At 71.4% G+C, this 23,867-nt stretch carries 21 protein-coding genes; 4 read left to right on the top strand and 17 right to left on the bottom strand.

What is annotated here, in order from left to right; all coding sequences use genetic code 11:
• Positions 1 to 119: 119 nt before the first annotated feature.
• A complete protein-coding gene (locus ACIA77_RS49015) occupies positions 120 to 1,622 on the bottom strand; it encodes an alkaline phosphatase family protein (RefSeq protein WP_395893096.1) in 1,503 nt (500 codons plus the stop codon).
• Between the two features lie 210 nt (positions 1,623 to 1,832).
• On the opposite strand from ACIA77_RS49015, the gene ACIA77_RS49020 reads away from it, so the two are divergent.
• Entirely contained in the window at positions 1,833 to 2,210 is a 378-nt protein-coding gene (locus tag ACIA77_RS49020; protein WP_395893097.1) for a hypothetical protein, read from the top strand.
• A 70-nt stretch (positions 2,211 to 2,280) separates the two neighbouring features.
• Here the strand turns inward: ACIA77_RS49020 and ACIA77_RS49025 are convergent, their stop codons facing one another.
• The 5 genes from ACIA77_RS49025 to ACIA77_RS49045 are packed head-to-tail and all read right to left on the bottom strand — an operon-like array spanning position 2,281 to position 7,667.
• Entirely contained in the window at positions 2,281 to 3,099 is an 819-nt protein-coding gene (locus ACIA77_RS49025) for a proline-rich domain-containing protein (protein WP_395893098.1), read from the bottom strand.
• A 41-nt stretch (positions 3,100 to 3,140) separates the two neighbouring features.
• Entirely contained in the window at positions 3,141 to 4,445 is a 1,305-nt protein-coding gene (locus ACIA77_RS49030; RefSeq protein ID WP_395893099.1) for an aldehyde dehydrogenase family protein, read from the bottom strand.
• A complete protein-coding gene (locus ACIA77_RS49035; RefSeq protein ID WP_395893100.1) occupies positions 4,442 to 5,950 on the bottom strand; it encodes a CoA transferase in 1,509 nt (502 codons plus the stop codon). Before ACIA77_RS49035 ends, ACIA77_RS49030 begins: the two co-directional genes overlap by 4 nt.
• Before the next feature lie 52 nt (positions 5,951 to 6,002).
• Positions 6,003 to 6,923, bottom strand: a complete 921-nt coding sequence (locus ACIA77_RS49040) for a 3-hydroxyacyl-CoA dehydrogenase NAD-binding domain-containing protein (RefSeq protein ID WP_395893101.1) — start codon at positions 6,921 to 6,923, stop codon at positions 6,003 to 6,005.
• Between the two features lie 9 nt (positions 6,924 to 6,932).
• On the bottom strand, positions 6,933 to 7,667 hold the full coding sequence (locus ACIA77_RS49045; protein ID WP_395893102.1) for an acetoacetate decarboxylase: 735 nt from the start codon (positions 7,665 to 7,667) through the stop codon (positions 6,933 to 6,935).
• Positions 7,668 to 7,771: 104 nt separating this feature from the next.
• Between ACIA77_RS49045 and ACIA77_RS49050 the strand changes: the two genes are divergently transcribed.
• On the top strand, positions 7,772 to 8,533 hold the full coding sequence (locus tag ACIA77_RS49050) for a class I SAM-dependent methyltransferase (protein WP_395893103.1): 762 nt from the start codon (positions 7,772 to 7,774) through the stop codon (positions 8,531 to 8,533).
• On the opposite strand, the gene ACIA77_RS49055 is transcribed toward ACIA77_RS49050, so the two are convergent.
• From ACIA77_RS49055 to ACIA77_RS49080, 6 genes are all read right to left on the bottom strand, one after another.
• A complete protein-coding gene (locus ACIA77_RS49055) occupies positions 8,508 to 9,227 on the bottom strand; it encodes an alpha/beta hydrolase (protein ID WP_395893104.1) in 720 nt (239 codons plus the stop codon). The two genes, ACIA77_RS49050 and ACIA77_RS49055, sit on opposite strands and share 26 nt — an antisense overlap.
• Before the next feature lie 178 nt (positions 9,228 to 9,405).
• On the bottom strand, positions 9,406 to 10,554 hold the full coding sequence (locus ACIA77_RS49060; protein ID WP_395893105.1) for a S8 family serine peptidase: 1,149 nt from the start codon (positions 10,552 to 10,554) through the stop codon (positions 9,406 to 9,408).
• A gap of 14 nt (positions 10,555 to 10,568) precedes the next feature.
• Complete coding sequence (locus ACIA77_RS49065; RefSeq protein WP_395893106.1) at positions 10,569 to 12,719, bottom strand: hypothetical protein; 2,151 nt, start codon at positions 12,717 to 12,719, stop codon at positions 10,569 to 10,571.
• Between the two features lie 96 nt (positions 12,720 to 12,815).
• On the bottom strand, positions 12,816 to 14,276 hold the full coding sequence (locus ACIA77_RS49070; protein WP_395893107.1) for a flavin-containing monooxygenase: 1,461 nt from the start codon (positions 14,274 to 14,276) through the stop codon (positions 12,816 to 12,818).
• Positions 14,266 to 15,738 carry a class I adenylate-forming enzyme family protein gene (locus ACIA77_RS49075; protein ID WP_395893108.1) on the bottom strand — a complete coding sequence of 491 codons (1,473 nt, stop codon included), beginning with the start codon at positions 15,736 to 15,738 and terminating at the stop codon, positions 14,266 to 14,268. Before ACIA77_RS49075 ends, ACIA77_RS49070 begins: the two co-directional genes overlap by 11 nt.
• A 17-nt stretch (positions 15,739 to 15,755) precedes the next feature.
• Positions 15,756 to 16,532, bottom strand: coding sequence for an SDR family NAD(P)-dependent oxidoreductase (locus ACIA77_RS49080; RefSeq protein ID WP_395893109.1), 777 nt, complete (start codon positions 16,530 to 16,532; stop codon positions 15,756 to 15,758).
• Positions 16,533 to 16,669: 137 nt separating this feature from the next.
• Between ACIA77_RS49080 and ACIA77_RS49085 the strand changes: the two genes are divergently transcribed.
• On the top strand, positions 16,670 to 17,266 hold the full coding sequence (locus ACIA77_RS49085; RefSeq protein ID WP_395893110.1) for a TetR/AcrR family transcriptional regulator: 597 nt from the start codon (positions 16,670 to 16,672) through the stop codon (positions 17,264 to 17,266).
• A gap of 51 nt (positions 17,267 to 17,317) precedes the next feature.
• Here ACIA77_RS49085 and ACIA77_RS49090 read toward each other — a convergent pair whose 3' ends face one another.
• Complete coding sequence (locus tag ACIA77_RS49090) at positions 17,318 to 18,148, bottom strand: alpha/beta fold hydrolase (RefSeq protein ID WP_395893111.1); 831 nt, start codon at positions 18,146 to 18,148, stop codon at positions 17,318 to 17,320.
• Between the two features lie 254 nt (positions 18,149 to 18,402).
• Here ACIA77_RS49090 and ACIA77_RS49095 point away from each other — a divergent pair, with 254 nt between their 5' ends.
• On the top strand, positions 18,403 to 19,974 hold the full coding sequence (locus tag ACIA77_RS49095; protein WP_395893112.1) for a hypothetical protein: 1,572 nt from the start codon (positions 18,403 to 18,405) through the stop codon (positions 19,972 to 19,974).
• 9 nt (positions 19,975 to 19,983) lie between these two features.
• Here ACIA77_RS49095 and ACIA77_RS49100 read toward each other — a convergent pair whose 3' ends face one another.
• From ACIA77_RS49100 to ACIA77_RS49115, 4 genes are all read right to left on the bottom strand, one after another.
• On the bottom strand, positions 19,984 to 20,652 hold the full coding sequence (locus ACIA77_RS49100; protein ID WP_395893113.1) for a LuxR C-terminal-related transcriptional regulator: 669 nt from the start codon (positions 20,650 to 20,652) through the stop codon (positions 19,984 to 19,986).
• Positions 20,649 to 21,284 carry a sensor histidine kinase gene (locus tag ACIA77_RS49105; protein ID WP_395893114.1) on the bottom strand — a complete coding sequence of 212 codons (636 nt, stop codon included), beginning with the start codon at positions 21,282 to 21,284 and terminating at the stop codon, positions 20,649 to 20,651. The genes ACIA77_RS49100 and ACIA77_RS49105 overlap by 4 nt, the downstream gene beginning before the upstream one ends.
• A 96-nt stretch (positions 21,285 to 21,380) precedes the next feature.
• Positions 21,381 to 22,208 (bottom strand): hypothetical protein, encoded by an 828-nt coding sequence (locus ACIA77_RS49110; RefSeq protein ID WP_395893115.1) that lies wholly within the window; start codon positions 22,206 to 22,208, stop codon positions 21,381 to 21,383.
• Positions 22,201 to 23,718, bottom strand: coding sequence for a polysaccharide deacetylase family protein (locus ACIA77_RS49115; RefSeq protein ID WP_395893116.1), 1,518 nt, complete (start codon positions 23,716 to 23,718; stop codon positions 22,201 to 22,203). Before ACIA77_RS49115 ends, ACIA77_RS49110 begins: the two co-directional genes overlap by 8 nt.
• Positions 23,719 to 23,867: the final 149 nt, after the last annotated feature.

Here is a 23,867-nt window from a genome sequence, read left to right on the forward strand (position 1 = left end):
CGATACCCGGCGCCCCCCCAATAACACCCGCGCGGGGGGGGGGCCCCCCCCCGCCCCCCCCCCCGGGGGGGGGGGGGCGGGGGGGGGGGGGGGCCCCCCCCCCCCCCCGGCCGGGCAGGTCAGGAGGTCTTCGGCCGGTGGCCGGGTTCCTGACGGGGGAAGGTCTGCTTGCCGGTCGGGATGGCCGGCAGCTTGAACTGGCTCACCTCGAACTGCGCGAGGTTGTACTGGCCCTGGGTGTCGGGCAGCACGGGCGCCTTCTTGCTGGCGTCGCCGAAGCGGAACGCCGACGTGAGGTCGCCCACGGTGCGGCGGCGCCAGTCGGTGATGTTCGGCTCGCGCACCCCGGTCACGCGCTCCAGCAGCCGCAGCTGCGACGTGTGGTCGGAGGTCTCCGAGCACACCCAGCCGCCCACGGTCCACGGCGACACGATGATGCAGGGCACGCGGAAGCCGAGCCCGGTCGGCAGGCCGGCGCCGTCGACGCCCGTCACCGACTTCTTGAACACGAACTCACCCGGGGTGCCGGGCTGCGGGGTCGGCGGCACGACGTGGTCGAACAGGCCGTCGTTCTCGTCGTAGGACAGGATGAACACCGTCTTGGCCCACACGTCGGGGTTGGCCGCGATGGCGTCGATCTTGCCGGCGACGAAGGTCGCGCCCGCGGCCGGCAGGTTGGCCGGGTGCTCGTCGTAGGCGCTGGGCGGCAGGATCCAGCTGACGGTGGGCAGCTGGTCGTGGGCCGCGTCGTACTCGAACTGGCCGAGCGGCTGCGGGTTCATCGCCTTCTCGAACAGGTCGTCGCCCGGCTTCGCGTTGAAGTACTGGGCGATGTGCGAGATCGACGCGAGCCCCGTGGTCGAGCCGGGCGCGTGGTAGATCTTCCAGCTCACGCCGGCCTCGGTGAGGCGCTCGGGGTAGGTCTTGAAGGAGTACTGGCCGTTGGGCGCGCTCGTGGTGAGCGACGGGCCGCCGAACTCGCCTTCGGCGTCGATCGTGCCGGCCATCCACATGTGGCGGTTCGGGCCCGTGGGGCCGAGCACCGAGCAGTGGTAGGAGTCGAGGATCGTGAACGCGTCGGCCAGCGCGTACTGGAACGGGATGTCCTCGCGCGTGAAGTAGCCCATGGTGTACTGGCCGTTGACCAGGCCGTCGGCGGCCATGTGGGCGGGCAGCCAGTTGTCGTTCTCGCCGCCGTTCCACGCCTGGTGCTGCACGGCCCACTCGTGGCTCGTCGACGGGATGGCCTGCGCGGCGGTCGACTTCGTGTCGAGGTGGTAGGGCAGCAGGTAACCGTCGGGGTTGTCGGGGTCCTTCTGGTAGAAGACCGAGCGGCCGTCGGCCTGGCGCGCGACGTGCGGGTCACCGAAACCGCGGACGCCCGAGAGCGTGCCGTAGTAGTGGTCGAAGCTGCGGTTCTCCTGCATCAGCATCACGACGTGCTTGATGTCGGAGACCCGGCCGTTCTTCGGCGCGGGCTCGGCGATCGCCTTGCGGACGTTGGCCGGCAGGGCCATGGCCGCGGCGGCGAGCCCGCCGGCGGCCGCGGCGGAGCCCAGCAGCCGTCTGCGCGTGAAGCCGTTGCCCTGCTCTTCAGTGTTGGATTTGCCGGTGTCGCTCATCCAGAGAGGTCCTTTCGGGGTGGGAGCCTCCGCAACACTCACCCGTCCGAGTGAGCCGGAGGACGGGGAGTTGATGAGCAACGGCTGAACTTCGGGGAAAAACCCCGCCGAATTGCGGACGAAGTGGCGGAACCAGACATCGGATTCGTCTACAGTGGACTGACAATTTTCCCGTCAGCGGAACGGCCGCGCGCGATGAGGGTGGAGTTCGTGAATCGCACGATCGCGGTGAACTACCCCGCACCGATCCCCGTGGGCCACGTCGTCGAGGTGACCGAGTTCACCGACACCCGGCCGGAGAAGAAGCGCCGGGGGTTCGACATGAGCGAAGCCTTCCGGCACCCGGTGCTGGTCGACCGCACCACCGGCATCCGCTACATGAACCACGTCCACGCGTCCACGGGCGGCAACGGGGGCAACACCTTTACGCCCACCCTGTACAGCGTCCTCCCCCGTCCGGACCTGCCGGTCTCGGCCGTCTGGACGGGCAAGGTCGTGGCGTGTGCGCTCGTGATGAACGAGGGCCTCAGCGGGCAGCACACCACGCTCGTGCTCGAACCCGCGGAGCGGCCGGCGGAACAGGCCTGAACGCGCCGCACCGGCCGCTGCTCACCCTCGGCGAGCCGCGGCCGGCGCGGCGGGAGTCCACTGTGGCCGATCAGGGCATCGCGGGGCCCTGGCGCGGGCCGACGGCCGCACCGGCGACCACGAGCACGGCACCGACGGCGAGCACGATCGGGCCGGTCCCGAGCTGCGAGAAGCTGCCCCAGTACATCGTGGCGATGCCGGCGAGGTGCAGCACGAGCATCACGGTCGCGCGGCCGCCGAACACCGTGCGGTACCACCAGAAGTTCGCGCGTGTGAGGTCGCGGCTGCGGATGCCGCTGAGCAGGAACGCCGAACGCTTCGAGCGCAGCCCGCCGAGCGTCCACGGCAGCACGGACACCGCGGTGGCGGCCGTGATGATGAAGGCGAGGAAGTGCACGTAGGCCGCGGCGAACCCGTCCGTACCGACCTCGCTGACGCGCTTGAACAGGTCGAGGAACGACATCGTCACCGACTGGCTGCCGCTGGTGAAGGTGATCCACGACAGCGCGAACAGCCCGACGAGCTCCAGCACGACACCCAGGATCGCCGGGGCCGCGGCCCAGCCGGCCAGGGTGAGCGGGCCGGCCGCCGGTCGCTGCTGCGGCGGGAAACCCTGCTGCTGGGGATACTGCTGCTGGGGATACTGCTGCTGCGGGTACTGCTGCGGCGCACCCCACTGCTGGTGCCCCGGCTGCGGGTAACCCGGCTGGGCGAACCCCTGCGGCGACCCCGGCTGCGGCGGATTACCCGACTGGGCGAACCCCTGCGGCGACCCCGGCTGGTACTGCGGCTGCCCTTGCGGTGCGAAGCCCTGCGGCGAACCCGGCTGCGGCGGATAGCCCTGCTGCGGGTAGCCCTGCTGCGGCTGCTGACCCCCTGGGTGACTCATGATCGGAGATGGTAGCCCCCTGCGGGCGATCCCACCGGTCGTCAGCTCAGCGGCTTGTCGAGCACCGCCTTGAGGTTGCTGAACGTGTCGATCGAGTACTTGCCGTGGTAGCGGCCCATTCCGCTCTCCCCCACGCCGCCGAAGGGCAGTTCGGGCGCGACCAGGTGCAGCACCGGCATGCCGAACGTGACGGCACCCGACGAGGTTTCCGCCAGGATGCGCTGTTTGTTCGCTTCGGAGCCCGTGAACGCGTACAGCGCCAACGGTTTGTCGCGCCCGGTGATGAACGCGATCGCGTCGTCGAGCGAAGGCACGGACAGGATCGGCAGGATCGGTCCGAAGATCTCTTCGCCCATCACGGGCGAATCGGGCGCGACTTCGGTGAGCACGGTCGGTGCGATGAACTTCGCGGCACGATCCGTTCGCCCGCCGGTGACGACGCGTCCGCTGGCGAGCAACCTGGCCAGCCGGTCGAAGTGGCGGGTGTTCACGATCCGGCCGTACGCTGGGCTCTCCGCCGGGTCGTCACCGAACTTCGCGCGCAACGCCTGCGCGAGCAGCGGTTCGAGTTTCGCGGCCGTGTCGCCGAGGGCGAGCACGTAGTCGGGCGCGACGCAGGTCTGGCCGGCGTTCAGGAACTTCGTGTCCACGATGCGTTCGGCGACCACGCCCAGGTCGACGTCGGTGTCGACGATCACCGGGCTCTTGCCGCCCAGCTCCAGCGCCACCGGCGTGAGGTGCTTGGCGGCAGCGGTCATCACGATCCGTCCGACGGCGCCGTTGCCGGTGTAGAAGATGTGGTCGAAGCGCTGTGCCAGCAGCTCCGTCGTCTCCGGGATCGCGCCCTCCACGACGGCCACGGCCTCACGGTCGAGGTACTCCGGCACGAGCCGCGCGATCGCGGCCGACACCGTCGGCGAGAGCTCACTCGGCTTCACCACGGCGGCGTTGCCCGCGGCCAGCACGCCGACGAGCGGCGCGAGCGCGAGGTGCAGCGGGTAGTTCCACGGCCCGATGATCAGCGCGACGCCGAGCGGCTCGCGCACCACGCGGCCCTCGCCCGGCTGCAGCCGCGGCGGCAGCGCCGCGGGCTGCGGCGCGAGCCACTCGTCGAGGTGCTCGAGGGTGTCGTCGACCTCGTTGACGATGAACACGACCTCGGTCCGCTGCGCCTCCACGGCGTTCTTGCCGAGGTCGGTGTGCAGCGCTTCGAGGAAATCGTCCTCGCGTTCGAGCAGCATGCGCTTGAGCGCGCCGAGTTGCTCGCGCCGCCATGCCAGGGGTTTCGTGCGACCCGCCGCGAACGCGGTGCGCAACCGGGAAACGACAGCAGGGATCTCGATCACGACCTCGACTCCAACGGCAGCCATTCGGCGCGGCCGGAGCCGCGCGGGACGAGGACCGTGGCGAATTCGCCCGGGGTTTCGGACATCCGCACCTGGTCCGTCACGCCTTGGTAGAGCCCCAGCGGCGTCTCGGCGGTGAACGTCTCCGGGTCCAGGTACGCGTGCTGGTCACCGGTTCCGGCGACGGTGCGCGCGTAGTCCTTGTCGAACACCCCGAGGCTGATGATCCACAGCGCGATGCGCGTGAGCGAGATGTGCACGCGGTAGCTGCCGCCTTCGGTCGCGCGCCGCATCAAGGCCGCGCAAATCCCCGTGGTGGCGAGCCACGGCACGAGGTAGTCGTTGACCACGCCGATGTGCGGCAGCACGGGCTGGTCCGGCGAGCCCTCCAGCGTCATCATCCCGGTGACGCACCCGGCCGTCTGGTCGAAGCCGACGCGCTGCGCCCACGGCCCGCGTTCACCGTGCAGCGACACGGTGGTGTGGATGATGCCGGGCCGCATCTCCGCGGCCCGCTGCGCCGAGAGCCCGAGCCCCGAAACGAGCCCCGGCCGGCGGTTGGCGTAGAAGACGTCCGCTCCGCGCAGCAGTTCGTGCACCTTCGCCAGCGCGGTCCTGTCGCGCAGGTAGTCCACTGTGGCCGAACGAACGCCGACGTTCGCGGTGCAGTAGGTGACCGGGTTCTCCCACTCGGTGGGGCGCCACAGGTTCAGCGCGTCGGCGCCGTGCAGGGCGAGCGACCGGCCGACGGCGGCGCCCGCGATCACGTGGCCCATCCCGAGCGCGCGGATGCCGTCCAGCGGCTGGCGGGCGCCCGCGGGCAGCGGTTCCGGAGCGGAGTCGCCGATCTTCTCGATTTCGATGAGCGGCAGCTCGGCCAGCACGTCGCGGTACTGCCGCGTTTCCAGGAACTCCTCCGTGCTGCGCACCATGGGCATCACGAGGCCCGCGGCAGCTCCGGCTTCCTCCAGTTCGAGCGCGCTCCAGCGGGCGACGGCGTCGGCCACGGCCGGCTCGTCGTCCCACGTGCGCAGGAGTTTGAGCGTCGCCGACTTCAGCTTGGGGTAGATGTCGAGCGGCATGACCCAGCGGCCGTCGCCGGCCCGGTAGAACTTGAGCGACAGCGGGCTGCCCGGGTCGGCGGTGTTGGTGGGCGGCAGGCCGTTGAGCAGCTCCCACTTCTTGTCGTAGAAGGGACACAGCCGGTGCGGCGCCGTGCGCACGTCCATGCTGATGTCCTGCCCGGGCCCGCCGCGGTGGCGCCACACCGCGGCCAAAGCCACGGACTTGGCGACCAGCCCGATCGCCGGCGCCGCGCCCAGCCGCACGGCGCTCGGCACGATCGGGTCGGTGCCGGTGAACTCGACGGTGCCACCGCAGTCCTTTTCGGACAGTCCGGCGTCGGCGAGGACCTCGGCCAGCGCGGCGTGGAGGTCGAAGCGGTCGTCGGCTGCGGAACGGATCGGGTTCGCGAGCGCCGCGCGGACCCGTTCGGTGACGGTCATGCGCGCACCTCGCGCCGGCGGATCGTCGTGGCCGGGTCGGCCGTCAGGTCGCTCACCGCTCCTCCTGCCCGGGGGTCGTGCCGAGTGCCTTCATCACGGCGAGCTGCTTCTCGTCGCGGGCTTTCGCGAGTTCGTCGACGGTGCCGCCGAAGTCCTCGGACTGCGCGGACAGCAGCGCGACCGTCGGTTCGTCGAGGTCCGGCGAGCCGAGCTGGCCCCAGCGCTTGCGCAGGCCGGGCCCGAGGTGCTCGAGGAAGTGCGGCAGCCCGCCGGAGCCGCCGCCGAGGTGGAAGCTCAGGAACGGCCCGCTCACGGCCCAGCGCTGCCCGAGCGACGAGGTGACGACCTCGTCGAGCTGCTGCTCCGTGACCACTCCTTCGGCGACGAGGTGCACGCACTCGCGGAAGATCGCGGCCTGCAGCCGGTTGGCGACGAACCCGGGCACCTCCTTGGCGAGCACGATCGGCTTCTTGCCCAGGCTCCGGTAGAACGCCACGGCCCGCTGGACGTTCTCCGGCGACGTCCGCTCCCCCGGCACGACCTCGACCAGCGGGATGAGGTGCGGCGGGTTGAACGGGTGGCCGACCACGAGCCGTTCGGGCCGCTTCAGCGCGGTCGCGATGTCGGTGGCGGGAATGCCCGACGTCGAAGTGAGCAGCAGCGCTTCGGCCGGCGCGTGTTCCTCGATCGTGGTGAAGATCTGGTGCTTGAGGTCGAGCCGCTCCGGGCCGTTCTCCTGCACCACGTCGGCCTCGGCGACGGCCGCGGCGAGGTCGGGTTCGAAGTTCACGGTGAGGTGGTCGCCGGGCAGGCCCAGCTCCCGCAGCGCCGGTGCCAGCTCGGCGAGTCCGGCGCCCACGGTGTCCTGGATGCCCGGTGCCGGGTCGCTGATCGTCACGTCGAGCCCGCGCGCGGCCATCAGGCCCGCCCACGACACGCCGATGACCCCGCCGCCGACGATCGTCGCCTTCATCGCGTTCCCCTAAGCCAGGTAGTCGTGCACGGCCGCGGCCCGGCCGAGCGTGAGGTCGGTGAGCAGGTGGCTCGCCGACACGATCTCGAGCACCGGCAGGTCGGCCAGCGGCGCGAGCGCGTGGGGCACGAGGTGCAGCCGCGCGGGCCCGGTCCACGCGCCCTTGATCGTGACGTCGCTGATCCGGCTCCGGGCCAGTTCGCAGATGCGGGGTGTGCCGTCGTAGCCGGGCACGATCTTGAGCATGAACGTGGGCGCGGTCAGCTCCGCGCGCGCCCGCTCTTCGTCGAGCGCGCGGTGCTTGTAGCCCATCGTGGCGAGCGCGACCCGGATCGAGCCGTAGTCGAGGGTGCCGACGAGCGTGTCGGAATCGGTGTACAGCCGCGGCTGGCCGAGCTTCTTCGGGTACGCCGCGACCTCGCGGCCGCTCGCGATGGCGGGCAGGCTGTCCACGTACATGCCGAGGGTGAACTCGCCGGCCTCGGCGCCGTGGCGGACCATCGCGACCTGGCCGGATTCGGTGTAGTCGCCGAGCCCGGTCACGTCGGGCATGCGCATCACCTCGAACCGCACCAGCGGTTCGTCGACCACCAGCGGTTCGGGCACGAGCGCCCGCAGCGCCGCCGGATCCGTCCGGTACGTGATGTTCAGGTACTCCCGGTCGGTGAACCGGTAGGGCCCGCGCGGGAAAGCCGGCGCGGCCAGGGGCGTGGCGAGCTGGGCGAGGACCTCGTCCTCACGCATGAGCGACTTCCCGGAAGATCACGAACCGGAATCTACCTGCGGTTTTCGCCCGCCGCATCTCGTCGGGGTTGTCGCCGGGACGGGGCGTCCGGTGTGATGACGCGATGGCGTGCGGGTTCGACTACGACGGCGAAATGCGGTGCTACCAGCCGCGGCTGCGCGAAGCCCTGGCCGTCGAGCCGGACGACGTGGTGCTCGACATCGGCTGCGGCACCGGCACCACGACCCGCGAGGCGGCCCGGCTCGCGATCCGGGGCAGCGCGGTCGGCGTCGACGTTTCGCCCGAGCGGCTGGCACTGGCCCGGCGCGACGCACCGGCCAACGTGAGTTTCGTGCGGGCCGACGCGCAGGTGCACCCGTTCCCGCCCGCGCGGTTCACCCTCGCGTTCAGCCGCTACGGCACGATGTTCTTCGCCGATCCCGCCGCGGCGTTCGCGAACATCGGCCGCGCGCTGCGGCCCGGCGCGCGGTTCGTGCAACTGGTCTGGCAGGGCTCGGCCCGGCAGGAGTGGGTGAGCGAGATCCGCGGCGCGCTCGCCGCCGGCGCCCCCGTGGCCGGGGACGAGAGCGCGTTCTCGCTGGGTGACCCCGCCGTGGTCACGGAGTTGCTGACCACGGCGGGGTTCACCGGCATCGACGTCACCGACCTGGCCGAGCCGATCTGGTACGGCGCGGATCCCGACGCGGCCGTCGACGCTGTACTGCCCTTGCGGTTGACGCGAGACGTGCTCGATCAGCTCTCCGGCACCGACCGGGACCTGGCCCTGGACCGGCTTCGGAGTGTCATGGTCGCGCACCACACGCCGGACGGCGTGTGGTTCGGCTCGCGGTCGTGGCTCGTCACCGCGCGAGGAGGTGGCGGGTGAAGAACCGGACCGCGCTGTCGGCTTCGAAGCGCGGCAACTGCTTGTGCTTGCCCGCGTTGGCGTGCAACGTCTTCTCCGGTGAGGCGAAGGCGTCGAACAACGCGAGGGCCGATTCGCGCGGAATGTGCTCGTCGTCCCACTGGATGTCGAACTCGACGGGCACGGTGATCTGCTTGGCGAGCTCGACCAGCGGTTCCGGCCAGAACTGGCCCAGCACCGCGGCCGTGATCCGGGGTTCGGCCGCCACCAGCGGGACGCCGATCGCGGTGCCCATGTTGATGCCGTAGTAGCCGACCGGGCCCGGCACGTCTTCCAGCAGCGCGTCGAGCGCCGCCCGGTACTCCGGCACGGCTTGCTCGGCGAGCAGGCCGTTGTAGCGGACGACGATCGGGCCGACCGGCTCGCCCGTCGCCATGGCCTGCTGCATCGCGGCGATCTCACGGTCGTCGTGGGCCGTGCGAGGCCGGTCGCCGTGGCCGGGCGCGTCGAGGACGGCCGCGGAGAAACCCGCGGCCAGCAGGAGCTGCGCGCGACCGGTCATGGCCGGGTGCTTCTTGTGGTTGCCACCGCCGTGGCCCATCAGGACCAGCGGACCGGCGCCCGCCGCGGGCGTCCAGAGGACGCCGGGGACCCCGCCGACGGTGAATTCGCGTTCGACGACACCGTCCGTGGAGGTTTCAGAAGTGAAGTACATGGCTTGCCGCCTTTCGAGAATGCCTTACGGCGCTCCCGGCGACACCTATCGCCCAACCGCGACCACGAGGGGGAGCACCCACATCGATGAACTGAACACGGGTCCCACCTCCTCGAGCCGAATCACGGTCGAGGCGACAGTACCGGCCCCGGCGTCCTCCGGCCAGCTCATTTTTCGCTCAGAACCCGGCGAGGCCGTCGGGCGTGCCCACCCCCGTCGGCGCGTCGTAGCCGGCCGCCGCGACGCACAGGTAGTCGCCGCCGCACTTGGCGCCGCCGGAGAGGCGGTCGTTGGTGCCGTCGGTGACGTCGAAGAAGTGCGCCGCGCCGGCGTACAGCGTGGCGGCGGTCGTGGTGCCCGCGCGCCCGGCCCGCGCGATCAGGCCGGCGACGAACGGCGCCGACGCGCTCGTGCCCTCGGCCGTGCCCCAGCCACCCGCGTCGGTGAAGTGGATCGCCAGTTGCTCGGCGGCCGCCGACACGTCGGCGACCGTCCGATTGCGACAGTGCGGATCCTTTTGCCACGACGGTTTCGCGACGTAGGCCGAGCAGCCGCTGCCGCCGCGCGACCACGCCGACTCGGTGAAGCCGCGCGCGGACGAATCGCGGGTGAGCGTGGTGCCGCCGACGGCCACCGCGTCCGGCAGCACCGCCGGAAAGCTCGCCGCGGTGTAGCCGGCGTCGCCCGACGACACGACGGTCGTGACACCCGGGTGCTGGTAGCTGCTCGCGAAGGCCAGCGACACCCCGCTTTCGCGCCCGCCGTAGCTGTTGGTCACGATCTTCGCCCCCAGCCGCACCGCGGTGTCCTCCGTGGCCGCCAGGTCCGCGAAGTCCGGGCTGTCCCCCTCGACCACGAGCAGCCGGCACGACGGGCAGGCCGCCGACACCATCGACACGTCCAGGGTGGCTTCCACGTTCCAGCCGTAGTTCTGACCCGGTAGCGGCCCCGTTTCACCGCGCTGGTTCACCTTGCGGAAGCAGCCGGTGTCCGAAGTGCACGGTGGCAGCCCGTACTGCGCCCGGTAGGCGGCGAGGTCCTGTTGGAGCGCCGGCGAGTCGTAGGCGACGGAGATCGCCACCAGGTCACCCGGCCCGGCGTCGGCGGGCAGCCGGTACGCCTGGCCGAGGTCGGTCGCGCCCCAGCCCTCGGGCGTTTCGGCCGCGACCGCCGTCACGGGTGGCGCGTAACGGGTCAGGCAGCGCGCCATGGTCGGGCCGACGGCGCCGCACGCGTCGCGGGGCCCGGTCGCGGCGCCGGCCGGAGCTGTTGTCGCGACGAGCGCCGCCCCGGCGAGCACGGCGGCGGTGAAGAGTCTTCTGAACACAGTGGACACTCCTCTCACGCGTTCACGCGGTAGGCGGCGGTGATCGTTTCGGCGACGGTGCTGCCGCCGGCGTCGGCGGCGGTCACGCGCAGGGCCACGGGCGTGCCCCGGAAGTCCGCGGGCATCACGGAATACGCCGCGTGGACCGCGCCGTTCGCACCCGGCGTGACGGTGGCGTCCTGCCACGTCGTGCCCCCGTCGGTGGAGAACTGGACGGCCGCCGAGGCGACGGTGCTCGGCGCGGCACCCTGCATCCGGGCGAAGGTGACGTCGAGCGCTTGCGGGCCCGCGGCGGTGCTGCCGTCGAGCCCGAGCCCGGAGATCGTGTACGTCGGCATGAGCAGCGGCTCCACCCCGCACGTGGTGTCGGGCGACGCGCCGCCGTAGCCGCAGATGAACGGCTTCGGCAGCACCGGCCCGTCGACGTGCTCCGAGCGCCACGACCATTCGGTGTGCGTCGCGGTCGACAGGGCGAACATCGGGCTGCTGCGCGTCGCGTCCACGGTGAGCCCGAGCGTGGCGGGCGCCGCGGTCACGGCCTGCGTGAACTGCGCGTCCTGGAACAGATCACCTTCCGCGGCAACCGTTCCGTCCTGCGTGAACCGGTAGTGGCCGGAGCGGGTGTCGCCGGCCTCGCCGTAGATCCCCATGCCGGTGTGCCCGGTTTCGTTGTCGCTGAACGGCACGAGGTCGACCGACACGTCGTCGCCGTCGCGCACCGCGCCGGGAACCTGGAACGGACTCGCCGCGCCCGCCGAACCGGCCACGGTCGCGCCGGCCGGGTGCAGCGGGAACTCGTTGTAGCCCTCGGTCTTGTGCTGCCCGCCGGCGTAGACCTCGCCGGTCGTGTACTGGGCGCCGTACCAGGCTTCGAAGCTCCCACCGCGGATGTACTTGGCCACGCCGCCGATCCACAGCAGGTCCGGCGCCGCCGACACGTACTCGATCTGGTGGCGCGGCAGGTCGATCGGCACGGCCGGCCGCCCGCCGCGGTCCTCGAAGGAGAACATGCCGCTGCGCTGGTGCCGCCCGAGCGAAGGAACCTCGGAGTAGTAGCTCGCGTCCACTGTGGCCACCTCGGCGTCGGTGGCGGGGTAACGCTGCTTCGGGATCGTGCCGATGCTGGCTTTCTGCAGCCAGTACTCGTACGGCGTGCCGGGCCCCGGCGGCGAGATCAGGCGCGCGTACGGGTAGGTCTGCAGCTCACCGGTGCGCACGGCCTTGGCGACGGGCGAGATCCACATCGGCACCCCGGGTCCGGCGTCGTAGTCGAACGTCACGGCGGGACCGGACTTCGCGGCGCGGCGCACGAGGAACCCGTTGTCGTCCAGCAAAGCCGGCCGCGGCGTCTGCCAGGTGACCTTGCTCGTGGCCTGCGCGGCGTCCACGCGCACGGTGGTGTCGGCCTTGACCGTGAACTCGGGGTGCACCACCTCCCGCACGCCGGTGACCGTGCCGTCGGCCGCAGTGGTGAAGAAGGCGCTGACGGCGCTGTAGGTACCGGCCGGCACGCTGTACTTCGCGGTGCCGTCGTAGAAGAAGTTCAGCGCTTCGCCGTCGTCGAGCAGGGTCGAGTCGTCGACGTTGGTGACGAGGGAAATGCCGGTGTCCGAAGGCGTTCCGTCGAGTTCGTCGGCGGCGAGGGTGAGCGTGTTCAGCACCCCGCGCGGCTGCTGCTTCGGCGCCGTTCCGAACGTGGCGCCGTTCGCGAACAGCCCGCGGCCGCCGAAGCCGCCCCGCGCCCGGTCCTCTGTGTACTGTTTCGCCAGCCGGGCGCCGAAGTCCTTCGCGGCCGCGCGGTCGAACGTGCGCGCCGGCGTACTCACCCGGTCCGCGGCTGCGCGGTCCACGTCGAACAGGCTGAGGTCGAGCCCCTTGCCCAGGTACGGCACGGCGGTCGCGGGGATCTCGTAGTCGTGCCCGCCGAGCCCGAGGTGGACGAGCGACCGCGCGGGCCCCTTGCCGGCCGCGGGCTCGACGTCGAACGTCTTGCGCCCACCGGCGTCGTGGATGGTGACGACGTCACCCGTGATGAGCAACGCCGTCCGGTCCTGCCCCGGCGGGACTCGTCCTTGCCGGCTGTGCTCTTGCGGCCCGGCGGCCGCGACCCCTGCCCCGGTCACGACGAGCGCCGCGACCCCCAGGACGGTCAAAGGTTTCCGCACACACACCTCCAGGTGGTAACGATCACCCGCTACCTACGTGGGAGGTGCGACGGAGGTTCTGCCGCGGTTTCGAATTGCTCCGTTCAGCCCAGCGGTTCAGGCCGGCTCGACGACGTAATCCGCCGGCCGGACGCGCCGCGTGCGGCGCCAGAACTCGACGGTGCCCGCGGGCCACAGCACGGTGTTGCGGCCCGAGCGCGGGTCCTGGTACCAGCTGCGGCAACCGCCCGTCTGCCAGACCGTGTGAGCCAGGCGCGAGTCGAGCCAGTCGTTGAAGGCGGACTGGACCTCGGGACGCACGTCGAACGACTTCGCGCGGCGCAGCCGGCGCAGGGCGGCGACCACGTACGAAGCCTGCGCCTCGATCATGAACACCTGGGAGTTGTGGCCCAGCCCCGTGTTCGGGCCGACCATGAGGAACAGGTTGGGGAATCCCGTGACGGTCGTGCCGAGGTAGGCCTGGTTGCCGCCGCGCCACGCGTCGGCGAGGGTGCGGCCGCCGCGGCCGACGACGTCGAAGCGGATGGTGTGCTGGGTGTCGAAGCCCGTGCCGTAGACGAGAACGTCGGCGGGCACGACCGTCCCGTCGGCGGAGACGACGGCGTCGGGCCGCACCGAAGCGACGCCACCGGAAACCACGCCGACGTGCGGCTGCGACAGCGCCGGGTACCACGTGCTGGAGATGAGCAGGCGTTTGCAGCCGATCGTGTAGTCCGGCGTGAGCCGCGTGCGCAGGTCCTCGTCCGGCACCTGCTTGCGCAGCAACCGCCGCGCGAGGTCGGCGGTGCGCTGCATCGCCGCGGGGTCCGCGACGAACCCGACGGCGCGCTTCTCGTGGAGCCAGTACAGCCGGTCGCGCACGTACCAGCGGTAGGGCGGGAACCAGCGGGCCCAGAACTTGTGCCGGGCGTCGAACGCGCGGTCGGCCTTCGGCACGATCCACGGCGGCGTCCGCTGGAACACCGTCAGCGCGGCGACGCGGTCGACGATCGCCGGCACGAACTGGATCGCGCTCGCGCCCGTGCCGATCACGGCGACGCGCTTGCCGGTGAGGTCGACGTCGTGGCGCCACTGCGCGGAGTGGAACACCTCGCCGCTGAACGACTCCACGCCCGGCAGCTGCGGCACCGCCGGGAAGTGCAGCGGGCCGACGGCCGACACGACGAACCGCGCGCGGTAGGTCTCCCCCGTCGCCGTGGTCACGTCCCAGCGTCCGGCCGCTTCGTCCCACTCGGCGCGCGTGACGCGTTGTCCGAACCGCAGCCGGTCCAGCAGCTTGCGCCGGCGCGCGACGTCGTGCAGGTACTCCAGGATCTCCGGCTGGCCCGCGAACAACCGGGTCCAGTCGGGTTTCTGCGCGAACGAGTACGAGTACAGCGGCGCCGGGATGTCGCAGCCGCAGCCGGGATACGTGTTGTCGCGCCAGGTGCCGCCGAGGTCTTCGGCGGCTTCGAGGACGCGGAACGAGCGGAAGCCCGCTTTGTCGAGCCGCGCGGCGACGCCGAGCCCGCTGAACCCGGCGCCGATCACGACGACGTCGACGTGCTCAGCCGGCATCCGCGAGCTCCCGCTTCAGGACCTTGCCCGACGGGTTGCGCGGCAGCTCGGTGACGAACCGCCACTCCACCGGAACCTTGTAGTCCGCCAGGAGCTTCACCGCGTGCTCGCGCAGGCTTTCCTCGGACGGCGAGTGCCCGGGCCGCGGCACCACGACCGCGCGCACGCGTTCGTCGAAGATCGGGTCGGGCACGCCGATCACGGCGACCTCGGCGACGTCCGGGTGCTGCGCGAGCGCGCTCTCGACCTCGAGGCTGTAGATGTTCTCGCCGCCGCGGATGATCATGTCCTTGAGCCGGTCGAGCACGCGCACGAACCCGTCGGCGTCGATCGAGCCCACGTCACCGGTGTGCAGCCAGCCGTCGACGAACGTCTCGGCCGTGGCCTGCGGATTGCCCCAGTAACCGGCGACGACCACGGGCCCGCGCACGCACAGTTCGCCGACGGTGTCCCGCAGATCGCGTGGCGGCTGATCGGGCAGCGCGATCGCGACCTCGACGCCGTCGACGACCGGGCCGACGCTCCACGCGTGGCTCTTGTACTCCGCACCCGCGGTGTAGGTGACGATCGACGTCGCTTCCGTGAGGCCCCAGACGTTGCCCAGCACCAGATCCGGCAGCTGCTCGGCGACCTGCGCCGGGAACGGCTCCGGCACCGGGGAGCCGCCCATCACGAACAGCCGCAGTGACGAAAGGTCCGCGCCCGCGTCGTCCGCCTTCAGCAGGATGAGCCGCAGCATCGCCGCGACGCCCGCGAAGAACGTGATGCGCTCGGCGGCGATGAGCGCCACGACCGTCTCCGCCTTGAACGCCGGCGTGAACACGCAGCACGCACCGTTGGCGAGGAACCCGACGAACTGCGAAACGATCGCGGTGGCGTGGAACATCGGCGCGGCGACGAGGGTGCGTTCGCCGGGAGCGGCGCCGAGGCGCTCGCGCACGGTGCCGGCGTTGAACATCAGGTTGGCGTGCGTCTGCATCGCGCCCTTGGGCCGGCCGGTGGTGCCGGACGTGTACAGCAGGTGCGCGACGTCGCCGGGTTCACACTGCTGGCCCGGCTGGGCGGCGGGATCGGCGGTTTCGCCGGTGTCGGCGGTGAGCGCGGCCGCGTCCACGGTCGGCGCGCCCGGCAGATCGCGGTCGGTGAGCACGAGCTTCGCTCCGCTGTCGCCGAGCACGTGGTCGATCTCAGGACGGGTGAAGCGCGTGTTCACGAGCACGGCGACGGCGCCCGCGAGCTGCACGCCGAAGTAGCCGACGGCGTACTGCCAGCCGTTGGGCAGCAGGATCGCGACGCGGTCGCCGGGTTCGACACCGAGCTCACGCAGCCGCGTCGAGAAGACGGCCGCGCGGCGGACCATTTCGTGGTGGGAGAGGCGCAGTTCGCCGTCGACGAGGGCTTCGCTCGGCCCGTGTCTCTCGGCGACGGCGACGAGCATGGCGGGCAAGGTGCTGGGGGACATCGGGGATCTCCTGGCGGTCAGCGGTAGAAGCCGCCGCGGGTGAGCCCGGCACCGCCGTCGAGGCGCAGCGCCTGGCCCGTGGTGTACCCCGCGGCCGGGGAAAGCAGGTAGAGCACGGAGCCGACGACTTCGCCGAGCGTCGCGACGCGGCCCATCGGCACGTCGGTGAGCAGCCGGTCGCGCGCCGCCGGCGGCAGGGCGAGGACCTTGGGCGTCGCGAAGAGGCCGGGCGCCACCGCGTTCACACGCACGCCGTCGCCGGCCCACTCCGCGGCGAGCGAACGGGTCAGGCCGAGCACGCCGGCCTTCGCCGCCGCGTACGCCGCCTGCCCGGGCAACCCGTCTTCGGCGGCTACGGACGAGAGGAAGACGATCGCGCCGCGGGATTCCTTCAGCGCCGCGTGCGCCGCGCGGGCGACGACGAACTGCGCGACGAGGTTGGTGTCCACATCGGACTTGAACGCGGCGAGCGGGAACGTGCCGGCGCGGTGCACGGTGTCGACCACCCCGGCGGCGCCGATCAGGGCGTCGAGGCCGCCGAGCCGGTCGGTCGCCGCGGAGACGGCCTGGGCGGCGGCGGTTTCGTCGGTCAGGTCGGCGGTGAGGTGGTCCGCCGGGTGCTCGGTGTCGCCGGCGTCGGGGTTTCCGGTGGGAGCTGCCACCCGGTCGATGCCGACCACCCGGGTTCCCGCCTGCGTCAACGCCTTGACGAGCGCCTGCCCGAGCCCACCGGCCGCGCCCGTGACCACCACCCGGCTGCCCGGCCGCGGAAGCGGCGACCAGTCCTGTTCCACCCTTGCCCCACCCTCGCGTGCCGATCGATTGATCGACACCCAGGTTAACCACGCTGTGTTCGGCGCGTCAACGTGTCGATCGTACGATCGGCACGATCGTCCCCCGCGCTTGCGCACATCCGGTCGAAAGGAGCGCCGTGGCCAGGAAGAAGAGTCTCGACGACGGGCCCGCGCTGCGCGGCCTGATCCTCGGGCGCGCGAGCGAGCTCTTCCACGAGCGCGGCTACGGCGCCACGTCGATCCGGGACATCGCGGACGCCGTCGGGATCTCGTCGTCGACGATGTACCACCACTTCACCAACAAGCAGGAAGTGCTGCACGCCATCGTGTCGCGGTTCATGACCGACTTCGTCGCCGCGACGGTGCCGGTGCTGCGGGACCGCTCGCTGCCGCCGGCCGAGCGCATCCGCCGGACCGTGCGCCGGCACCTGGAACTGAGCGACGACCGGCGTCCGGAACTGCTGGTGGGCAACCCCATCCGGTACGCGCTCGACCCCGTCCAGCAGGAAGAAGGCATCCGGCTGCAGACGGCCTACCACGACGCCGTCCGCGACACCCTCGCCGAAGGCGCCGCCGCCGGCGACTTCCGCATCGACGACGTCGCCGTCACGACCATGGCGGTGCTCGACATGCTCAACGGCGTGCGCGAGTGGTTCTCCCCCGCCGGCCGGCTGAGCCGGGACGAGCTGGTGGCCGAGTACGTCGCGTTGGTGGATCGGCTGATCGGCGCCTGACCCCACGAGGAAAGCCCCGGCCGCGGCCGGGGCTTTCGTTCGCAGCGAGCGTTACTTGGTGGTCGCGTCGGCCGCGCTCAGGATGATGTCGGTGACCTTGTCCGGCCGCGAGACGAGCACCGCGTGCGAAGCGCCGGGCACGACGACGGTGTGGGCGTGGGCGCGCTTGGCCATCCACTCCTGCGCCGCCGGCGGGATGTTCTTGTCACCGGTCGGGATCAGGCTCCACGACGGGATGTTCTTCCACGCGCCCGGGCCCGAGGCCTCGTCCAGTGCCGCCGCGGTGATCGGCCGCTGCTCGACGGCCATGAGGCGCGCCTGCGCCGGCGCGACGTCAGCCGCGAACTGCTTCGGGAACAGGTCCTGCTTCACGTAGAGGTCGGTCTCACCGCCGGGGAGGGCGACCTGCTGGAGCGTGTCGCCGAGCGTGCTGCCCGGGAACTTGGCCGACAGCCCACCGGCGGACTCGCCCTGGTCGGGGAGGAAGGCCGCGATGTAGACCAGCGCCTGCACCTTCGGGTCGTTCAGCGCCGCGGCGCTGATCACCGAGCCGCCGTAGGAGTGGCCGACGAGCACGACCGGCCCGTCCACGCTGTCCACCAGCGCCTTGATGTAGGCCCCGTCGGACGCGACGCCCCGCAGCGGGTTCGCCGCCGCGATCACGTGGTAGCCGCGTCGCTCGAGCCGCTCGACCTCGCCGTTCCAGCTCGACGCGTCGGCGAACGCGCCGTGCACCAGCACGATCGCCGGTTTCACCTTGTGGTTCGCCTGCGCTTCCTGCTGCTGCGGCGCCGCCGACGAAGGCACGGCGGCGAACACGGCGGCCGCGGCCAGCGCGACGGTGGCGGCGGCGATCTTGGTGAGGCGAATACGGGTGCGCATCTCTGACTCCTGGAAGGTCGGGTTTCTCGCTTGCCCCTGAAGAGTACAACTTAATTGCGCACAATCAAGTTGTCCGCTCTGAGATGTGGATCGTCTCCTGCCGAGGAATAAACCAAGTCCTGGCCGCGGATGTGCGACACACTCGACAGTGGGGCCCGAAGGGCACGAACCCGGCACCTCCGTCATCGGCCCCCAAGTTCCGCTGAGGTTTCGACCGGTCGGGGTCGTCACCGTTCGTCGACCACGGGATTCGCATGACCAGCACGTCCGAACCAGCCACGAGCACGCGGACCGGGCGGCCACCCCGCCGGGCGCTGGTGCTGACGGGGCTCGGCCTGTTCGTCGTCTTCCTCGCCGGCGCTTGGTCGGCCTGGTTCTTCACGATCGACGACGCCTTCATCAGCTTCCGCTACGCGGCGAACCTCGTCGCCGGCCACGGTCCCGTGTGGAATCCGGACGGCGCGCGCGTGGAGGGCTTCACCGACTTCCTGTGGGTGCTGTGGGCGGCGCTGGGCGCGTGGCTCGGGTTCGCGCTGCCGCTGTTCATGAAGCTGACGTCGCTCGTCTTCGGCCTGCTGACGCTGCTGATGCTGGTGCGGACCGGGCACCGGCGCGGCGGCCTGGCGGGCGCACTCGTGGCGGGCGGCGCGTACGTGGTGTTCCTGCCGACCTACTTCCACATCACCAGTGGACTGGAAACGGCGGTGTTCGCCGCCGTCCTGCTGCGCGCGACGGTGCTCGGCCTGCGGGCGCTCGACGGCGAGCACGTCCACCCGTGGGAACCGCCGCTGCTCCTGCTCGTGCTCGGCACGCTGCGACCCGACGGCGTGCTGGCCGCGCTGCCGGCCGTCCTCGTCTGGTTGTGGCTGACCCGCCGCAGCCGCGCGACGTGGCTGTGGACCGCCGCGGCCGTGGTGGTCGGCGCCGGGTACTTCGCGTGGCGCTGGCAGTACTACGGCCAGCTGCTGCCGAACACGTTCTACGTCAAGTTCGGTGACCTCGCGTCCGGCCGTACGTGGGTGAACACCACGTTCTGGCTGCTGCTGCCGCTCCTCGTGCTGACCCTGTCACTCCTGCTCCGCCGGTCCACCCGCGCGGCCGGCGCTCTGCTCGTGGCCACGGTGCTGCTGACCTACGTGACGTACGCCGTGTCCGGGCCGACGATGGACTACCTCGGCCGCTTCGCCGACCACGGCGTGCCCGTGCTCTGCCTCGGCGCCGGGCTCGCCGCGTCCGCGCTGGGCGGGCGGTGGCTGACAGCGCTGGCCGGCACGATCGCCGTCGCCTGGTCGGCCGTCGCCGGCGCGACCGCGCCCGATCTCGGCCTGATGGTCAACTACGGGCCGGATCTGCAGCGGGCCCACGTCGCGATCGGCCGGGGACTCGCGGCCGCCGCCGTGCCGGCGCGAGCGCGCACGCTCGCCGTCGGCGACGCCGGCGCGATCCCGTACTACAGCGGCTGGCACGCGATCGACTACATCGGCCTGAACGACCCCCAGATCTCCCGCGGCGCCGACCCGACGCGCGTCATCACGGCCGCCCGGCCGACCGTCGTGATCATCACCGCGCCGAGCCCGCAGGTGCAGGACGTCCGCTACGGCGTGCGCAACCTCGAAGCCACGGCCGGGTACGAAGAGGTCGCCGCCGTGCCGATGCGCGGCGACTACCACCAGACGATCTGGGTGCTGCCCGAGTTCGCGGCCACCGTGCGCGACCACGTTAACGCGGCGGTCGCGCAAGCCGCGCCGGCCAACGACCCCGGCCGCTACGACGAAACCGTCGGCCGCTGGCTCGACCGGCTCAAGGCCGAGCTGCCGGGGTCGTGACGCGGCGGCTCAGCCGAGCTGAGCCTGGAACTCCGGGTTCAGCGACGCGGCCGGCACCAGCGCGTGGCGCACCGCGAGGGCCGCGGCCTCCAGGCGGGAGTGGACCCCCAGCTTCACGAGCACGCCCTGGACGTGGCTGCGCACCGTCGCGGTCGACACGCCCAGGCGGCGCGCCATGGTCTCCGTGGTGTTGCCGTCGATGAGCATCGCGAGGCACTGGCGTTCGCGGGCGGTGAGAAAGCGTTCGCGCAAGTCGATGTCGCTCGAGCGGTCCGCGGCCGGCTCGGCGGTGCGGGCTGGGACGTCGACGTGGGTTTCGCCCTCCACGACGCGGCCGATGGCGCTGATGAGGTGCTCCACGCCCCGCGTCTTGTGCACGTAGCCGGCCGCGCCGGAGCGCAGGGCATCGGCCACCGCGATGGTGCCGGGGCTCGCCGTGAGCATGATGACCTTCGTCCCCGGGCTGGCGTCCAGCGTCGCCGCGACACCGTCTTCAACGGGCCCCTCGCCGAAGTTGCGGTCGAGCAGGCAGACGTCCGGGCGCGTGTGGCGCACCCGGTCCACCACTTCCGCGAGCGTGCGGCCCGTGCCCACCACCCGCATCCCGTTCCGCTCCAGCAGCCCGGCCAGCGCGTCCAGAAAAACCTTGTGATCGTCACCGAGGACGATGCTCGTCATGGATGTTCCTCCCCTTCAGTCATCCGGCTGGGGAAGACGATCCGCACGCAAGTGCCCCCCGCGTCGCCCGGACCGACGAGCGTCTGCGCACCGCAGGACTCGGCCAGCCGCGCGACCGTGACCAGCCCCAGCGACGCCGTGCCCGGCGGGATGCGCCCGAACCCGGGCCCGTCGTCCGAGATCGACACGGTGACCGGCGAGTTGGCCGTGAGCTCCACGCGCACGGACCCGCCCACCCCGGCGGCCCGCACGGCGTTGCCGAGCACGTTGGCCAGGATCCGCCACAGGATCGTGCCGTCCGCACGGACCGCGGCCGCGGCACCGTCCACGAGCACCACCGACGGCTCGCTGACCCGATCGGTCAGCTTCACCAGCTGCGCCAGCAACGGCCGCAGCTGCACGACCTCCGCGTGCGTCTCGGCGGCCAGCGCGTGGGCGACGAGCGCGCGCAGGCGTGCCACCTGCTCGCCGATCAACCCCGCCCCGGCCGGATCCTTGAACTCCGCCTCGACCAGGTAGGCCAGTGCCGTGATCTCGTGTCCGAGATCGTGCAGCACTCCCCACAGAGCCTCGACGGTTCGGTCCTCGCTCCGGCGCCCGGTGCCCGCCCGGCGATCCGGCACGGATTCCATGGCAATTCCCTCGCCTTTAAACTTCCCCGACCGAGGGGAGTCGTCCGCGATCTTCGGCGCGTTACTCGTGATTGGACGGTGATCCGAAGCGGACGGTTATCGGTTCTCGTGCGTAACCCCACTCGTGGTGACGACGATCTTCCACGGACCGGGCGGCACTTCGGCGGCTTCGGCGAACTGCCAGTCCACCCGATCGTCTTCACCGTTGAGGTCGGTGAACCCGAGACACCCGTTCAGCGCAGGTGAGACGTCCAGACCGGCACCGTTGAACCGGCGGTTCGCCGGCCGGGCGTCATCGGAGCCGAACACGTACCGGGCGTCGTCGTACTCGCCGGGGCCGGCGTCCTGGATCTGCCCGTAGCAGATCCTGCCCCCGTTGCGAATGCGAACCCAGCGATTTTTCAGAAGACTGAAGGTTCGATCCGAAATCCGAGCGGAATAATACTCGTCGCGCGCCCACGGCACCACCTGAGCGCGTTGCCGGTGTGCAGCCTCGTTCCCCACATCGTCAAAAGGAAGGTCGAGGTAGAACGGATTCTCGCGTGGGACGAGGCGAATGGGGAAGAATCCGTTGGCCGCCGTCCGCCGTTCGGTCTCGCAGTTTCCGGCGACGACGGCGCCGTCGCAGCCACCGTAGTGCTCCAGCCAGCGGTCGTCGTACGCCGATCGGACCTGGCTGCCGTCCTCGGCGTTCGGGTCGAACACCTCCCCGACCCAGAACGTCGTCGCGACGATCCCCGTGTGCCACGGGTATCCGTGCGGCGAAGGCTGCACCGCCGGCGCGCCCGCCCGGGGGGAGGGGACGGGCGCGCCGGTGCAGGACGCGGTGATCAACACGGCCGCCAGACCCCACACCGCGAACCTGATCCGGGTCGCCGCCCGGCGGCTCCAGCCGGGCGGCGACGGTGGACGGACCTCAGTCACCGGGCTCCGCGGGAGCGATGACCTGGCCCGGCTTCGATGGAACCAGCGGCTTCGCGTGCTTGCCGAACACGCCCGCCTTCAGCGAGTTGCGGCTCGGCACCGCGAACCTGCGCGGACTCGTGGGCGACGCCTGGATGGCGGCCGCGGCGGCCGCGCCCGATCCTGCGGTGAACGAGTAGTCGTCGGTGGTCAGGGAACCGTTGGCGATGAGCGCGAGGCCGTAGCTCATCCCGACCGCGTCGGCGGGCGCCGGGGGCGTGGTGAACGTGCCCTGCGTCCAGTTCGCCGCCGGCGCGAGCCACGGACCGGACGTCCAGTACTGCCAGAAGCCCTGCGTGTTGCGGTAGTACAGCGCGAACTGCGTGATCGCCGTGGATTTGTACCAGACGCCGACGGTGTACGTGCTGCCCGCGGTCACCGCGGGTGTGCAGGCGCCGAGGTCGAACGTCGGCAGCAGCTTCGCGTCACCGTCCGTGTAGTTGGTGACGTCGAGCCGCTCGGCGCTGGTGCCCGTGTGCGCGTCGGTGGTGCGGGTCCACGTCGGGGTGTTGCCGCCGTAGCCACCCGGCATGTAGCAGTCGGGGAACCCCGTGCCGCTCGTCGAGCTCTCGAGCGAGGTGTTGGCCAGCGTCGTGTTCGTCGACGCCGGCGCGGTCACGATCGGCTTCACCGTGCCGCCGATGACCTCGTTCATCGTCTTCACCGTCGTACCCACGCTCGTGCGCGTGGACAGCCACGACAGGAACTGATCGAGCCGCGTGGTCGGGATCGACAGCTCGTCGCACCCCGTGCCGTCGCAGACGTGGTGGAAGGTGAACGTGAGCAGGCCGCCGGTGTTCTCGGCCGCGGTGACGGCACTCTGCATCTGCTCCAGCGTCCAGGTGTTGTCGTCCTCGTCGAGGGCGCGCAGCTCGAACGCGTCGCGGGGCGGCGTCGTCTCGGCAGCGGGACAGCCGGCGCAGCCGTGCGCCGAAGCGATGTCACCGAGCCCGCGAGCGCTGTTGTACCCGCAGGTGCGCGCGGTGTCCTTGACCGCGGTCGTCAGCGACGCGTACGGGTACGCGAAGCTCGTGACGGAGTAGCCCAGGCCGGCCAGCGCCGCGCGGTCGTTGCAGATCTGCCGCTTCGCCTCGTCGGCGGGCACGGTGGCGAGGTCGGGGTGCGTGACGGTGTGCCCGCCGATCTCGTTGCCGGCACCGGCGATCGTCTGCAAGTCGGCCTGGGTGAGGTAACCGGGCGCGCCGACCGAACCGCTGATGATGTAGAAGGTGCCCTTCATGTTGTACTTCTGCAGGATCGGCAGCGCGTTCATCTGATCGGCGTTGCCGTCGTCGAACGTGAGGGTCACGGCGAGCGGCCGGGTCGGCGACGCGGAAGCCGTGGGGCTCTCCGCCGCCAACGCCGGCAGCACGCACAGCAGCGCGGCCGCGCAGACCGCGAGCTTCGTGCGCGCCCGCCGGAAGTCGAAGCCCTTGCGGGGCTTGCGGTGTTTCCGCCTTGTTCGTTGCATGGGTGGCCACCAATAGCTCGGGGATTCCTGAGCCGACCGTATTGTCCAGACCGCGGCACCGGATCCCCCTCGAAGACGAGGCCGCCTACCGCAAATGCGGGATCTCCGTCATCTGCATGAGTCCGCATTTCGCACAGCTGGCTGAGGAC

Origin of the sequence: Amycolatopsis sp. NPDC051903, assembly GCF_044452505.1 — a bacterium.
Taxonomy (GTDB): Bacteria; Actinomycetota; Actinomycetes; order Mycobacteriales; family Pseudonocardiaceae; genus Amycolatopsis.